At 59.7% G+C, this 14,222-nt stretch carries 12 protein-coding genes; 9 read left to right on the top strand and 3 right to left on the bottom strand.

Features of this window, described 5'->3' with window-relative positions:
* The 4 genes from ACR0LW_RS21070 to ACR0LW_RS21055 all read left to right on the top strand — a co-directional run.
* A partial coding sequence (locus ACR0LW_RS21070) for an NAD(P)(+) transhydrogenase (Re/Si-specific) subunit beta (RefSeq protein WP_480884377.1) occupies nucleotides 1-401 on the top strand: 401 nt, incomplete at its 5' end.
* A gap of 198 nt (nucleotides 402-599) precedes the next feature.
* Entirely contained in the window at nucleotides 600-956 is a 357-nt protein-coding gene (locus ACR0LW_RS21065; protein ID WP_170621339.1) for a VOC family protein, read from the top strand.
* A gap of 107 nt (nucleotides 957-1,063) precedes the next feature.
* Nucleotides 1,064-2,341, top strand: a complete 1,278-nt coding sequence (locus ACR0LW_RS21060) for a DUF3422 family protein (protein ID WP_480884374.1) — start codon at nucleotides 1,064-1,066, stop codon at nucleotides 2,339-2,341.
* 67 nt (nucleotides 2,342-2,408) lie between these two features.
* Nucleotides 2,409-3,545, top strand: a complete 1,137-nt coding sequence (locus ACR0LW_RS21055; RefSeq protein ID WP_480884372.1) for an MFS transporter — start codon at nucleotides 2,409-2,411, stop codon at nucleotides 3,543-3,545.
* Nucleotides 3,546-3,551: 6 nt separating this feature from the next.
* On the opposite strand, the gene ACR0LW_RS21050 is transcribed toward ACR0LW_RS21055, so the two are convergent.
* The 3 genes from ACR0LW_RS21050 to ACR0LW_RS21040 form a co-directional block, all read right to left on the bottom strand.
* Complete coding sequence (locus tag ACR0LW_RS21050) at nucleotides 3,552-4,532, bottom strand: ABC transporter permease (protein WP_170451997.1); 981 nt, start codon at nucleotides 4,530-4,532, stop codon at nucleotides 3,552-3,554.
* Nucleotides 4,525-5,532 (bottom strand): ABC transporter permease, encoded by a 1,008-nt coding sequence (locus tag ACR0LW_RS21045; RefSeq protein ID WP_170523487.1) that lies wholly within the window; start codon nucleotides 5,530-5,532, stop codon nucleotides 4,525-4,527. Before ACR0LW_RS21045 ends, ACR0LW_RS21050 begins: the two co-directional genes overlap by 8 nt.
* Nucleotides 5,533-5,623: 91 nt before the next feature.
* On the bottom strand, nucleotides 5,624-7,330 hold the full coding sequence (locus ACR0LW_RS21040) for a peptide ABC transporter substrate-binding protein (protein WP_170451993.1): 1,707 nt from the start codon (nucleotides 7,328-7,330) through the stop codon (nucleotides 5,624-5,626).
* A 285-nt stretch (nucleotides 7,331-7,615) separates the two neighbouring features.
* Here ACR0LW_RS21040 and ACR0LW_RS21035 point away from each other — a divergent pair, with 285 nt between their 5' ends.
* From ACR0LW_RS21035 to ACR0LW_RS21015, 5 genes are read left to right on the top strand one after another with little or no spacing between them, the layout of a single operon-like run.
* Nucleotides 7,616-9,436, top strand: a complete 1,821-nt coding sequence (locus ACR0LW_RS21035; protein WP_170451991.1) for an ABC transporter ATP-binding protein — start codon at nucleotides 7,616-7,618, stop codon at nucleotides 9,434-9,436.
* Nucleotides 9,437-9,441: 5 nt separating this feature from the next.
* Nucleotides 9,442-10,608, top strand: coding sequence for an acetylornithine deacetylase (gene argE, locus ACR0LW_RS21030; RefSeq protein WP_480884371.1), 1,167 nt, complete (start codon nucleotides 9,442-9,444; stop codon nucleotides 10,606-10,608).
* A gap of 20 nt (nucleotides 10,609-10,628) precedes the next feature.
* Complete coding sequence (locus ACR0LW_RS21025) at nucleotides 10,629-11,795, top strand: M20 aminoacylase family protein (RefSeq protein WP_480884370.1); 1,167 nt, start codon at nucleotides 10,629-10,631, stop codon at nucleotides 11,793-11,795.
* Between the two features lie 14 nt (nucleotides 11,796-11,809).
* The gene (locus ACR0LW_RS21020; protein WP_480884369.1) at nucleotides 11,810-12,973 is read left to right on the top strand and encodes a M20 aminoacylase family protein; all 1,164 of its coding nucleotides are present in this window, start codon (nucleotides 11,810-11,812) and stop codon (nucleotides 12,971-12,973) included.
* A gap of 17 nt (nucleotides 12,974-12,990) precedes the next feature.
* Nucleotides 12,991-14,154, top strand: a complete 1,164-nt coding sequence (locus ACR0LW_RS21015) for a M20 aminoacylase family protein (RefSeq protein ID WP_480884368.1) — start codon at nucleotides 12,991-12,993, stop codon at nucleotides 14,152-14,154.
* Nucleotides 14,155-14,222 lie beyond the last annotated feature (68 nt).

The raw sequence follows: 14,222 nt of genomic DNA, 5'->3' as shown, positions 1-14,222 counted from the left end.
GCAAACTGCGCGCCAAGGGCAAAGAGGTGCGTTTTGCGATCCACCCCGTCGCGGGCCGTCTGCCGGGCCACATGAACGTGCTGCTGGCCGAGGCGAAGGTGCCCTATGACATCGTGCTTGAGATGGATGAGATCAACGACGACTTCCCGGAAACGGATGTGGCCATCGTCATCGGTTCGAACGACATCGTGAACCCAGCCGCGCAGGAAGACCCCAACAGCCCCATCGCTGGCATGCCGGTTCTGGAATGCTGGAAAGCGAAACAGGTGTTTGTCTCGAAACGTGGTCAGGGCACGGGGTATTCGGGCATCGAAAACCCGCTGTTCTTCAAGGAAAACACCCGCATGTTCTATGGCGACGCCAAACAGTCGCTGGACAAGCTGCTGCCCATGATCGACTGATCAAACGGGTCGTAATCCAAACGCAAAGGGCGCCAAACCGGCGCCCTTTTTTGCGTTTGATTGGGGGCTTTGCCCGCCGCCATTGGCCGCTCGGACCAATGGCGCAACTCAAGGCGGCCCCCCAGGATATTTGTGGCCAGATGAAGCGCGCGGAATGTGGTAATCTGGGTCGGAACCAAACTGTGCAGGAGGTCGGATATGGAAAAGGTAAATGGCATCGGTGGCGTGTTCTTCCGCGCGCGCGACCCAAAAGCGCTGAGCGCCTGGTACGAGACACATCTGGGCGTCAACCACTATGACCCTGCCCCCTGGAAGCAGCGCGAAGGCTACACGGTATTTGCTCCGTTTGCTGAGGACACCGAGTATTTCGGCAGGGCCGAGCAGCAATGGATGATCAACTTTCGGGTCGATGATCTTGCAGCCCTGACTGAACAACTTCAGGCGGCGGGGATCGCTGTGGAAACCAACCCGGACTGGGACAGCGAGGTGGGCAAGTTCGCCCGAATTCACGACCCTGAAGGCAATCCGATTGAACTGTGGCAACCAAATCAATGAGATAGCGGATTTGTATGCCGTTGCATTCATGTAAGTATATGAAATAAAAAGAGAATTGATGTATTCGCTGGATCGCATATAGTCCGTGACACGGTACGGAGCGATCTATGACACCCATTCAGGACCACCCATTGCGCTATGCGCTGGCCAATGAGCTGCATGCGCGGCCCTTTCCGGTTGCTCAGGTGCCCTGCACGGTTGCCTTCCTTGCGATCAAAATGCCGGTTGATGCAGCCGGTCGGGACAAGAGCGACGATATCGCTCATTTGACGGATCTTCTGGATCGTCACGGGGCACCGCATCCGCAGCCCGCAGCAACGCATTACGCGGGCCAGATCGGTCGCCATTGGTTGAAATGGGAACAACACACCGAGTTTGTCACCTACACGGCCATTACGCCGAACGTGAGCGACCGGGCGTTCAATCCCGCCGATTTTGAGGTCTTTCCGCCTGATTGGCTGATGTCCAGCCCGGGTCAAAGGGTGACCTCGATTCTGATGCGCGTTGTACCGCGCCCGGATGACGCGCAGATCAGGGCGCAACTGCTGGACTGGTTCGAACCCGAGAGTCTGGCCGTTGCCGGTGTTCTGGATGGCGCGGCCATTTGCGCCAGTGATTTTCGCATCGATCCGGCCGGGCATATGCGCTTTGCCCTGTTTGTCTCGGACGGAACCGGCAACAGGCGCACCGGGCGGGTCATCCAGCGCCTGTGCGAAATCGAGACCTACAAGGCCATGTCGATGCTTGGCTTTGCGCGGGTTAAAACCCTGATGCCGCGCATTGGTGAGTTGGACAAACGGTTGACCGAGCTGATGGTCGAGATGACCGACGGAAGCAAACATCCCGACGATCTTCTGCCCGATCTTCTGACAACATCAACCGAGTTGGAGACATTGTCGGCCCGCTGTGCCTTTCGCTTTGGGGCCACCGGTGCCTATGAAGCCATCGTAAACCAGCGCATTGAGGTGCTGCGGGAAGAACGGTTTCAGGGCGGGCAGAGCTTTGCGGACTTCATGATGCGCCGATACGATCCGGCCATTCGAACCGTAAAATCCACCGAAAAGCGGCTGCAAACCTTGTCGGACAGGGCAATCCGGGCGGGTGATCTTCTGCGAACGCGGGTGGATGTAGAGCGCAGCGCGCAGAATCAGGCGTTACTGGAAAGCATGGATCGCCGCGCTGATCTGGCCCTGCGTTTGCAGCACACGGTCGAGGGGCTGTCGGTCGTTGCGATCAGCTATTATGCGGTCTCGCTGGTCAGTTACCTGCTGTACCCGCTAACGTCCGCGGGGTTGAGCAAGGGCACATTGACCGCGCTGATAACCTTGCCTGTCATTCTGGCAGTGTGGTTCGCGGTGCGCCGGATTCGCAAGCGGTTGGAGTGAACGACGCTTGCGCAAGCCCTTAGGCTTTGTAGTAGTGGCCGGGCAGAAAGCCAATCGGAGCGTTCAAATGATCAGTGTTGTGTCGGCATGGCGGGCCGTGACTGCGATGTTCATTCTGAACGGTGCCCTGTTTGGCATCTGGGCGTCCCGTATTCCTGCCGTCCGTGACCACCTGCAACTCAGCCACGAAGACTTGGGCTATGGTCTGCTGTTCATGGCGGCGGGGGCAGTGTGTTCCTTTCCCATCACCGGGCGGCTGACCGACCGGTTCGGGGCGGTCGCGATCACCCGGATCATAGCCGTTCTTTATACCGGGTCCCTGATCCTGTTGGCGATGGCGGACAGTTTCACCATGTTGGCCGCCTTTCTGTTTCTGTTTGGGGCCTTCCACGGGTCGATGGACGTGGCCATGAATGCCTGGGCGGCTGAGGTCGAGCAGGCCTATGACAAACCGCTCATGTCCTCATTCCACGCGATGTGGAGCCTTGGGGCAGGGCTGGGGGCCATCAGCGGATATGCCGCGGTTCAGTTGCAGATGAACGTGTTGCAGCACTTTCTTGCCGCAGGTGGTGTTGTCGTGGCTTTGGCCCTGGCGCTGTCCTGGGTACAGTGGACGTCTCGCCGGGCGGAGCAATCGCATGGCGCGGTTTTTGCCTTCCCGTCCGGCGTGTTGATCCTTGTTGGCTTCACGGCGCTTTGCGGCGCATTGGGCGAAGGCGCAGTCGCCGATTGGAGCGCTTTGTTCCTGCGCGATGTCACCGGAGCGGCTGAGAGCGTTGCGGCGTTGGGCTATGCGGTCTTCTCGGTCGCGATGGTGGTGTGCAGGCTGGCCGGAGGCTTCCTAATTGCGCGGGTCGGGCCGGTTGCGGCGGCGCGCGGCGGTGGCGTCTTTGCGGCGGTGGGTGTGTTCTGCGTGGTCTCGGCAGGGGCAGCGCCTTTGGCGCTGGTGGGCTTTACTTTGATGGGTGTGGGCTATGCGGTGATTATGCCATTGGCGTTCAGCCGGGCGGCCAATGATCCGCAGATACCGCCGGGGCAGGCCATCGCCAGTGTTGCTACGCTTGGTTATGGGGGGCTGTTGATCGGGCCGCCGCTGATCGGGTTTCTGGCCGAGTTGCTGACGCTGCGGATGGCGTTTGCCGTATTGCTGCCGCTTGCCGTTCTGATCGTGGTGTGTGCCGGCGCGCTAAGGCGCGCCGACTGAGTTCGCTTAACGCCCGCGAATACGCGGATCCAGCGCGTCGCGCAGGCCGTCGCCCAGGTAGTTGACGCTGAGCACGGTGAGCGAGATCGCAAGGCCGGGCCAGAACACACGTTCGGGGTATTGCTGCAGGTAATCGACACCATCAAACAGCAGGCGGCCCCAGGTCGGGAAGTCGGGCGGGAAGCCCAGCCCAAGGAAGGACAACGCGCTTTCGGTGATGATCGCGGTTGCAATGCCCAAAGTGGCCGACACCATGATCGGGGACAGCACATTGGGCAGGATATGCCGCGTGATGATCTGCGTGTTGCTGGTGCCTATAGAACGCGCGGCCAGAACGAATTCACGTTCCTTGATCGCCAACACGTCGCCCCGCACGATCCGTGCGGTGGGCATCCACGAGGTGATGCCGATGGCGCAGACGATCAGGATGAAGATCCCACGCTCCAGCCCGAAGGCCGCCGACAAGGGCTCGCGGAACAGCAGCATCATGACCAGCAGCAGGGGCAGCAGGGGCAGGGCCAGGAACAGATCGGTCAGGCGCATCAGCGGTCCGTCGAGCCGTTTGAAGAACCCGGCGACCACGCCGATGAACGAGCCCAGGAACAGCGCCAGCAACATCGCGGTGATACCCACCGAGACCGAGGTCTGCCCGCCGGACATCATCCGCGCCAGAATATCTCGGCCCAGTTGGTCAGTGCCAAACGGGTGCGCCCAGCTTGGCCCCTGATTGCGCGCCCGAATGTCGATCTGCGTCGGATCGATGGTCCAGACATAGGGGCCAAGATAGACGGCAGCGACGATAAAGATGAACAGCATCGCCCCGATCATCGCGCCCTTGTGGGTCTTGAACTGATCCCACACGTCGCGCCACTGACTGCGCGGCGGGGTGGTCAGGTCGTCCATCACGCCTGCAGTTGGCAGGGCGGTGGACGCTGGCGCAATGCCTTCATCCGGGACCAGCGTATCGGTACGATCATGATCAGTCATAGCGAATCCTCGGGTCCAGAATGCCGTAGAGCACGTCTGCGATCAGGTTGAACAGAACGATCAGCACGGCAAAGATGAAGGTCAGGGTCTGCACCATCGGCAGGTCGTTGGCCTGAATGGCCCCGATCAGCAATTGGCCGATGCCGTTCACCTTGAACACCTGCTCGGTGATGATGGCGCCGCCGAAGATGGCCGGAATACCCAGCGCGATCACGGTGACCACGGGGATCATCGAGTTGCGCAGGACATGCACCATTACGACCGTATATTCACTGAGGCCCTTGGCACGGGCGGTGCGGACGTAATCCTGATTGAGGTTGTCCAGCATTGACGCACGCATGAAGCGGCTAAGCTGTGCCGTGATCTGTAGTGCCAGAACCATGACGGGCATGATCATCTGTTTCAGCTGCAGCATGAAGCTGTCCCAACTGTTGACCACAAGAGTTGTGTCATAGATCGACGGGAACCAGCCCAGTTGCACCGAGAAGATCACGATCACCAGAACGCCCGAGAAAAACGGCGGGACCGAGAAGCCGACCATCGACACGAAGGTGCCCATCTGGTCGAACCACGAATACTGGCGATAAGCGGAATAAATGCCGATGGGCAGGGCGATCAGGATGGCGACCACATAGGCGGTGCCGACAACCCACAGGGTCTGCGGGATACGCTGAACGACGATGTCCATGACGGGCGAGCGGGTCTGCCACGAAATCACTCGCAGATCACCTTCCGAGAAGGTGGTGCCGAACATATGGTCGACCAGCACCTGCGGTTCGATCCAGAAGAACTGCACGATCCATTTCCAGAACCTGATATGCATCGGCTGGCCAAGGCCAAGCGCCTCGCGCATCTTCTCTTTGACTTCGGGGGGGACGGTAAGCGGAACCTGCGCCATCGGGTCGCCGGGTGCGAGTTCGAGGAGCAGGAAGATGACGAGGCTGATGAACAGCAGCGTGGGTACGGCCAGCACCAGTCGTCTGATGGTAAAATTGAGCATTAAGAGGCGCCTTTATATGCGTCTTCTTGTTGGAGTGGTGTGCAAAGGGCCGCGCCCCGAAGATCGGGGCGCGGCTTTGCAAGGCTAACGCTTAGGAACCGGTCTTGCGGTACCAGTCAGCGATATTCCAAAGTTCGCTGTCCCAAACGTTCAGGACCACGCCACCCAGCGTGTTTGCATGTGCCGACAGACGACCACGGTGCACCAGCGGGATCATGCCGCCGTTCTGAACCATGATATCGTTCAGCTGCTTCGCGATCTCGGCACGGGCTTCCAGACCGGCGGTTTCGGCCAGCTGACCATGCAGCTTGTCGAACTCTTCGTTGCAGAAGCGGCTGATGTTCTCACCCTGCCACTGCGTGTCCGGACGCGGAGCCTTGTCGCACAGGCCGTTGCCCAGATAGGACTGCGGGTCGGTGCCGTTGAAGGTGTTGGCGTACATTTCGACGTCGGCATAGAACTTCTGGAACGTGTCGGGCGAACCCGGGTCACCACCGAAGAAGACCGATGCGTTGATGTTGCGCAGTTCGGTTTCAACACCGATCTGGCTCCACCATTCCTTGATCAGCGCCTGGAAGTCCTGACGGACGGCGTTGGTCGAGGTCTGATAGACGATTTTCAGCGGAACGCCGTCTTTTTCACGAACGCCATCGCCGTCGCTGTCCACGATACCGGCATCATCCAGCAGCTTCTTCGCGCCTTCGATGTCCTGCGTGTCGCAGCTCATCGAGGTCGAGTTGAACGCGGCGGGGGCCGGAACCCAGTTACAAGTCACTTTGCCCGCCTGACCGTAGCCGATCTCAACCAGCAGCGGCCGGTCGATTGCCATGGACAGCGCCTTGTAGACGGCCGGGTCCTGCAGGAACGGGTGCGGATGCGCAGCCGTCGAACGCTCACCTTCGGGCAGGTCGGGTGACGGGTTGGTCTGGTTCAGCATGATACGCTCGACCAGCGGGCCAAAGCCTGCGACCGGGGTGCCCTTGCCGCCTTCTTGCATCTGCGCGATCACTTCGGGCGCAAGCTGCAGGTTCCAGGCGTAATCGAACTCGCCGGTTTCCATGACCGCACGACCGGCAGCCGTTGCATCGCCGCCGCCCTTGAAGGTCACGGTCGCGAAGGCCGGTTTCGCCGGGTCGCGATAGTTGTCATTGGCGGCAAATGTGATCACGTCGTTCGGCTTGAACTCGGTGACGACAAACGGGCCGGTTCCGATCGGGTTAAAGTTCTGGTCGGTGCATTCCGGGGCCTTCGCACCCAGGCAATCCGCAAACTGAGCGGCCTGAATGATCGGGCTTTCACCGCCCACGAACGGGCCGTAAGGGAAGGGGGTCGGCTTGTCGAATGTGACTTTGACAGTCAGATCATCCACCGCTTCGACCGAGGTGACGCCCTCGAACTTGGTGACCTGAGCACAACCGCCTTCCGGGTGCATGCAGTAGTCAGCAGTAAATTTCACGTCTGCCGAAGTGAACGGAGTGCCGTCCGACCAGGTGATTCCCGGTGCGATCTTCCATGTGATCGAGGTCAGATCCTCGCTGACACCACCATTTTCGACGGTCGGAATTTCCGATGCCAGGAAGGGCACCATGTTGCCGTCCTGGTCGTAGCGCGCCAGCGGTTCGATCACCAGCGAAGCTGATTCCACATCCTTGGTACCGCCCGACAGGAACGGGTTCAGGATCGAGGGTGCTTGCCAATAGATGATGCTTACATTGCCGTCCGAGCCGCGCTCGGCAAAGGCCATTGGGGCCATCGCCGTGCTTGCGATCGCACCAAGCAAAAGGGCTTTGATTTTCATCATACACTCCATGTTGGACACTTGCGTGTCTCGATTTTCTCCGCAAGGCCTGCGGATTAGGCGTTGCCGCAATGGGGGTAAGACGCTGATTTCATATCGCAAAATCAGTTCGCATTTTTGTGATGCCGTATTCTCCCCAACACGGTTACGCGAGGTATCGAAACAGAACTTTGGAAAAAAGCAAGGGTTGCCGTCGGGAAAAATTGCGACGGGTTTGACTTTTCCCGCCTCAGCGCCTTAGCGTCGGGCATTCGAACAAATCAGCCTGCCAAGGGGAGTGCGCACGTGCTGGACCAACCTATTGCCCAGATAAAAAAACTTCGGGTCGAGTTCCAAACCAAGGATGGCCCCGTGGTGGGCGTCGAGGATGTCTCGTTCGAGGTGAAGCCCGGCGAAACCGTTTGTATCGTTGGCGAATCCGGGTCCGGAAAGTCTGTTTCTTCACTGTCTTTGATGCGGCTGGTCGAGTTTGGCGGCGGCGAAATCGCGGGCGGAGAATTGCTGTTTGATCGCCGCGACGGGGACGAAATGGACCTGTCCAAAGCCGATCAGGATCTGATGAAACAGATTCGCGGCAACGAGATCGGAATGATCTTTCAGGAGCCGATGACAGCCCTGAATCCGGTTTTCACCGTGGGCCGACAACTGACCGAAGGTCTGCGCATCCACAAGAATATGTCCAAGACTCAGGCTGAAGAACGCGCCCTTGAACTGCTGCGTCAGGTGAGGATTCCCGAGCCGGAACGCCGTTTGAAGCAATATCCGCACGAACTGTCCGGCGGTATGCGGCAGCGCGTTGTGATTGCGATGGCAATGGCGTGTGAGCCCCGGCTTTTGATCGCGGACGAACCGACCACGGCGCTGGATGTGACCATTCAGGCCGAGATTCTGGCCCTGATGGACCGGCTGAAGCGGGAAACCGGCACGGCGGTGATGTTTATCACCCATGATATGGCCGTGGTGGCACAGATGGCCGACCGCGTGGTGGTTATGTTCCGTGGCAACAAGGTCGAGGAAGGCACCGTCAAGGAAATCTTCGAAAACCCGCAGCATGATTACACCAAGGCGCTGTTGGCTGCGGTGCCCAAGCTTGGGGAAATGCAGGGGAAATCCGCGCCCGAGCCGATGAAACTGCTGGGGGTAGAAGGCCAAACCATCGCCCCGATTCCCGGTACCGAAGAGGTGTTGCTGACGGTCAAGAACCTGACCACGCGCTTCCCCGTCAAAGGCGGGTTGCTGCGCCGCACGATTTCGAACGTTCATGCGGTCGAAGATGTGTCCTTTACGTTGAATCGCGGTCAAACGCTAAGCCTTGTGGGCGAATCAGGCTGCGGCAAGTCCTCGGCCGGGCGGTCGATCCTGCGTCTGGTCGAGCCAATGGCGGGCGAGATCGATCTGGATGGCGTCGATATCATGAAGCTGGATCCCGGCGGCCTGCGCAAGGCGCGGCTGGACATGCAGATGATCTTTCAGGACCCGTTCGCCTCGCTGAACCCGCAGATGCAACTGGTCGATCAGGTGGCCGAACCGATGCGGAACTATGGCGTCGCGACCGGGTCGGAATTGCAGGACCGCGTGGCGCAATTGTTCGACAAGGTACAACTGCCGCGCAGCTTCATGCGCCGCTTCCCGCACGAGATGTCGGGGGGTCAGCGTCAGCGGATCGCGATTGCCCGTGCACTGGCCCTGAACCCCAAGCTGATCATCGCGGATGAGGCGGTCTCGGCGCTGGACGTGTCGGTGCAGGCGCAGGTTCTGAACCTGATGATGGAACTGCAATCCGAACTCAGCCTGTCATACCTGTTCATCAGCCACGACATGGCCGTGGTCGAGCGGGTCAGTCACCATGTCGGCGTCATGTATCTGGGCCGGATCGTCGAGCTTGGGCCGCGCGCGCGGGTGTTCGAGAACCCTCAGCACCCCTATACACAGGCGCTGATGAAGGCGGTTCCGATTGCCGATCCGAACCAGCGGAAATCGGAAAAAGATCTGAATTTCAAACCGATCCCGTCGCCAATTCATCCAATCGACTATACGCCTGAACCCTCGGTCTATCATGAGGTCGAACCGGGCCATTTCATCCTGACGACGGATAGCGGGTACTAGGATCCATGGCACAGCGCCTGACGCCGCTTGAGATCATGACCAAGCTGATCTCGTTCCCGACTGTAAGCCGTGACACCAACCTGCCGCTGGTTGATTGGGTCGAAAGCTATCTGCGGGAACATGGGATTGAACCGCATCGCTGGCCTGACCCGGACCAGCCGCATAAGGCGGCGGTGTTCGCCCATGTCGGCCCTTGGGAAGAGGGGGCTGTGGTTCTGTCCGGCCACACGGATGTGGTGCCGGTGGATGGGCAACCCTGGGACACCGATCCCTTCACCGTTGTCGAAAAAGACGGCAAATATTTCGGGCGCGGCACCTGCGATATGAAGGGGTTTGATGCGCTGGCCATCTGGGCCTTGGTCGAAGGCCAATACGCAAACCTCCAACGCCCGCTGCAACTGGCGCTGAGTTTCGACGAAGAGATTGGCTGCACCGGCGCGCCGCCCATGATCGAGGCGATGCAGGGCGTTCTGCCGAAAGGCTCTGCCGTGATTGTGGGTGAGCCTTCGACAATGCAGGCGGTCACAGGGCACAAGGGCAGTTTTGGCTATGACACGCATATGGTGGGGTTCGAGGTTCACAGCTCGATCATGCACACCGGCGTCAATGCGATCATGCAGGCGGCGCCGCTGATCGATTGGGCGAATGATCAGAATGCACGCAATCAGGCGGCAAAGCCCAGCGATACCGCTGCGGTGTTCAACCCACCATGGTCGACCCTGCATGTGGGCATGATCGAAGGCGGTACGGCGCATAACATTACCGCCAAGGATTGCCGGTTCATGATGGACTTCCGCATTGTCCCGGACGAACGAAAAGCCGATTGGCGCGACGCGTATTTCCAGCAGGTGCGCGAGGTCGAGGCACGGATGCAGGCGGTCCACCCCGAGGCGCGGATCGACCTGTCCGAGAACTTCTCGATCCCCGGTCTGGTGCCGGAAGAAGATGGGGAGGCCGAGGCCCTGGTCCGCGCCCTGACCGGCGACAATGCCGGCCACGTGGTCAGCTATGGCACCGAGGCGGGTCAGTTTCAGGAAGCAGGCTATTCCGCTGTCATCTGCGGCCCCGGCGACATCGCGCAGGCGCATCAGCCGAACGAGTTTATCTCGGTCGCGCAGTTCGAAGCAGGCCACGCATTTATGAAACGGCTACTGGAAAAGCTGACGGGCTAACCCGCCAAAGGAGGCACGACATGCCGGTGAAAAACAGACTTGCCGAGATGCATGGTGAAATCACCAAATGGCGTCGTCACCTGCATGCTCATCCCGAACTTATGTATGACGTCCACGAAACCGCGGCTTTTGTTGTTGAACGGTTGAAGGGATTCGGCGTCGATGAAATCACGCCCGGTATAGGCAAAACCGGCGTCGTGGCGGTGATCAAGGGCCGTACGGATACCAGAGGTCGCGTGATCGGGCTGCGCGCGGATATGGACGCCCTGCCGATCGAAGAGGCGACGGGGCTGGACTATGCCTCGACCGTTTCCGGCAAGATGCACGCCTGCGGGCATGATGGGCATACCTCGATGCTTTTGGGGGCTGCGCAATATCTGGCCGAGACGCGGAATTTCGATGGCACCGTGGTGCTGATCTTTCAACCGGCCGAGGAAGGCGGGGCCGGGGGCTTGGCCATGTGTCAGGACGGGCTGATGGATCGCTGGAACATTCAAGAGGTCTACGGGATGCACAACATGCCCGGCCTTCCGGTGGGCGAATTTGCCATCCGGCCCGGTGCTTTGCTGGCGTCATCGGATGAGTTCGAAATCACCGTTACCGGCAAGGGCGGCCATGCAGCGGCCCCTCATGACGCGGTGGATACGACGCTTGTTGCGTCACATATTGTTGTGTCTTTGCAATCGGTTGTTTCGCGGACGGTGGACCCGATCAAATCGGTTGTTCTGACAGTCGGCACTTTTGAAACAGACAGTTCCGCGTCGAACGTGATTGCGCATACCGTCCGGCTGAAAGGCACCGTCAGAACGCTGAATTCGGAATATCGTACCATTGCCGAAGACCGCGTGCGCCGGATTGCCGAGGATACGGCCTCGGCCTTTGACGCATCCGCGCAGGTGACGTGGAACCCCGGCTATCCGGTGACCGTGAATTCCGAGGCGGAAACAACCTATGCCGCCGAAGCCGCCGCAGCCGTTGCGGGTAAGGTGAATGACAGCACCGATCCAATCATGCCATCGGAAGATTTCGCCTACATGCTTGAAGAACGGCCCGGAGCCTACATCTTTGTTGGAAACGGGGACACGGCCATGTGCCACCACCCGGAATATAATTTCGATGACGACGCGATTCCCGCCGGCTGCAGCTGGTTTGCCGAGCTTGTGGAACGACGATTGCCCATCGCCTGATAAGGGAGAATGACATGCCGATCAGAAACCGCCTTGCAGAACTGCACGATGAGATCACCGGCTGGCGGCGTGACATTCACGAACACCCCGAGATCCTGTACGACACCCACCGCACCAGCGCCCTGGTGGCCGAAAAGCTGAAAGAGTTCGGCTGTGATGAGGTTGTCACTGGCATTGGCCGTACCGGCGTGGTCGGGATCATCCGGGGCAAGACAGATACACAGGGCCGTGCGATTGGGTTGCGGGCGGATATGGATGCGCTGCCCATGCAAGAACAGACCGGGCTGGATTATGCCTCGAAAACCGCCGACGCGATGCATGCCTGCGGTCATGATGGTCATACGGCGATGGTTCTGGGCGCTGCAAAATACCTGGCTGAGACGCGCAATTTCGATGGTACGGCAGTTGTGATCTTTCAACCCGCGGAAGAGGGCGGCAACGGGGCCGAGGCCATGTGTCAGGACGGTTTGATGGACCGGTTTGGCATTCAGGAAGTCTATGCCATGCATAACGTGCCGGGTCTGCCCACGGGCCAATTCGCCATCCGCTCGGGGCCATTGCTGGCGGCGGCGGACGAGTTCGACATCCATCTGGAAGGTCATGGCGGGCATGCGGCCAAACCGCAGGAAACGGTGGACACCACGGTGATGCTGTCTCAGCTAATCGTGGCCCTGCAAACGGTTGTGTCGCGCAATGCCGATCCGATCCAGCAGGGTGTGTTGTCTGTGACCTCGGTCGAGACATCTTCGAAAGCGTTCAACGTGATCCCGCAATCGGCCCGGGTGCGGGGGACGGTGCGCACGCATTCCAACGAAATGCGCGAGATGATCGAAAAGCGGCTGAGCGAAGTTGCGACCGGCGTCGCTGCCACGATGGGCGGCACCGCAACCGTGACCTACAACAAAGGCGTTCCGGTCACGATCAACGCCGAAGAGCAAACGGGCTATGCCGAAGAGGCCGCGATTGCTGTTGGTGGAAGTTGCGGTGAGGCACCTATGGTGATGGGGGGCGAAGATTTCTCGTTCATGCTGGAAGAACGCCCCGGCGCCTTCATCATTCTGGGCAACGGCGACAGCGCCGGGCTGCACCACCCCGAATACAATTTCAACGACGAGATCATTCCAATTGGATGCTCGTGGTTTGCCGAAATGGTCGAGCGCCGGATGCCGGCGGCGTGAAGTAGGAGAGAGAAAGAATGCCAGTTAAGAACCGCTTTGCCGAATTGCAGAACGAAATCACCGAATGGCGACGCGATCTGCATGAGAACCCCGAGATTTTGTTCGAAACGCATCGCACCAGCGCAGTAGTGGCCGAGAAACTCAAGGAGTTCGGTTGCGACGAGGTCGTCGCAGGTATCGGCCGCACTGGCGTTGTCGGCGTGATCAAGGGCAAGTCCGACAGCAACGGCAAGGTCATCGGTCTGCGCGCCGACATGGATGCGCTGCCGATTCATGAGGCGACGGGGTTGGACTATGCCTCAAAAACGCCCGGCGCGATGCATGCCTGTGGGCATGACGGCCATACGGCGATGTTGTTGGGCGCGGCGAAGTACCTTTCGGAAACGCGGAACTTCGACGGCACTGTTGTCGTAATCTTCCAGCCTGCCGAAGAAGGCGGCGGTGGTGGGCGCGAGATGTGCGAAGACGGTATGATGGATCGCTGGAACATTCAGGAGGTCTACGGGATGCACAACTGGCCCGGTAAGCCGGTTGGCAGCTTCTCGATCCGTCCGGGCTCGTTCTTTGCGGCGACCGATCAGTTCGACATCACATTTGAAGGGCGCGGCGGTCATGCGGCGAAACCGCAAGAGACGGTGGATACGACCGTGATGACGGCGCAGGCGGTGCTGGCATTGCAGACCATTGCATCGCGCAATGCGGACCCGATTGATCAGGTGGTGGTGTCGGTGACCTCGTTCGAGACATCGTCGAAGGCCTTCAACGTGATCCCGCAAACGGTGCAGATCAAAGGCACTGTGCGCACGATGAGCAAGGAGATGCGCGATCTGGCCGAAAAGCGGATCAACGAGATTTGCAACGGCGTGGCGGCGACGTTCGGCGGCACCGCGGACGTGACCTATATCCGCGGCTACCCGGTCATGGTGAACAGCGATGAGCAGACCGCTTTTGCCGCAGAAGTGGCCCGGTCTGTGTCGGGTGACTGCGAAGATGCGCCGCTGGTGATGGGCGGCGAGGATTTTGCGTTCATGCTCGAAGAACGTCCGGGGGCGTATATTCTGGTTGGCAATGGCGACACGGCCATGGTGCACCATCCGGAATATAACTTTAACGACGAGGCCATTCCCGCCGGGTGCAGCTGGTGGGCTGAGATTGTCGAGCAGCGGATGCCGGCGGCCTGATGGAGAGCTGACCCATGCCCGCACATACGAGCTGCGCTTTGACGGGCGAGAACTGACTGGTGAGGACA

Source organism: Ruegeria sp. N4 (assembly GCF_056531425.1).
The sequence above is the reverse complement of the archived record's forward strand: the minus strand, read 5'-3'. Positions and strand labels throughout refer to the sequence as shown.

Excerpts from the sequence above, each read along its gene's own strand:
- ACR0LW_RS21065 (WP_170621339.1), top strand. The coding sequence starts at position 600 with ATGGAAAAGGTAAATGGCATCGGTGGCGTGTTCTTCCGCGCGCGCGAC.
- ACR0LW_RS21060 (WP_480884374.1), top strand. The coding sequence starts at position 1,064 with ATGACACCCATTCAGGACCACCCATTGCGCTATGCGCTGGCCAATGAG.
- ACR0LW_RS21055 (WP_480884372.1), top strand. The coding sequence starts at position 2,409 with ATGATCAGTGTTGTGTCGGCATGGCGGGCCGTGACTGCGATGTTCATT.
- ACR0LW_RS21050 (WP_170451997.1), bottom strand. The coding sequence starts at position 4,532 with ATGACTGATCATGATCGTACCGATACGCTGGTCCCGGATGAAGGCATT.
- ACR0LW_RS21045 (WP_170523487.1), bottom strand. The coding sequence starts at position 5,532 with ATGCTCAATTTTACCATCAGACGACTGGTGCTGGCCGTACCCACGCTG.
- ACR0LW_RS21040 (WP_170451993.1), bottom strand. The coding sequence starts at position 7,330 with ATGAAAATCAAAGCCCTTTTGCTTGGTGCGATCGCAAGCACGGCGATG.
- argE (WP_480884371.1), top strand. The coding sequence starts at position 9,442 with ATGGCACAGCGCCTGACGCCGCTTGAGATCATGACCAAGCTGATCTCG.
- ACR0LW_RS21025 (WP_480884370.1), top strand. The coding sequence starts at position 10,629 with ATGCCGGTGAAAAACAGACTTGCCGAGATGCATGGTGAAATCACCAAA.
- ACR0LW_RS21020 (WP_480884369.1), top strand. The coding sequence starts at position 11,810 with ATGCCGATCAGAAACCGCCTTGCAGAACTGCACGATGAGATCACCGGC.
- ACR0LW_RS21015 (WP_480884368.1), top strand. The coding sequence starts at position 12,991 with ATGCCAGTTAAGAACCGCTTTGCCGAATTGCAGAACGAAATCACCGAA.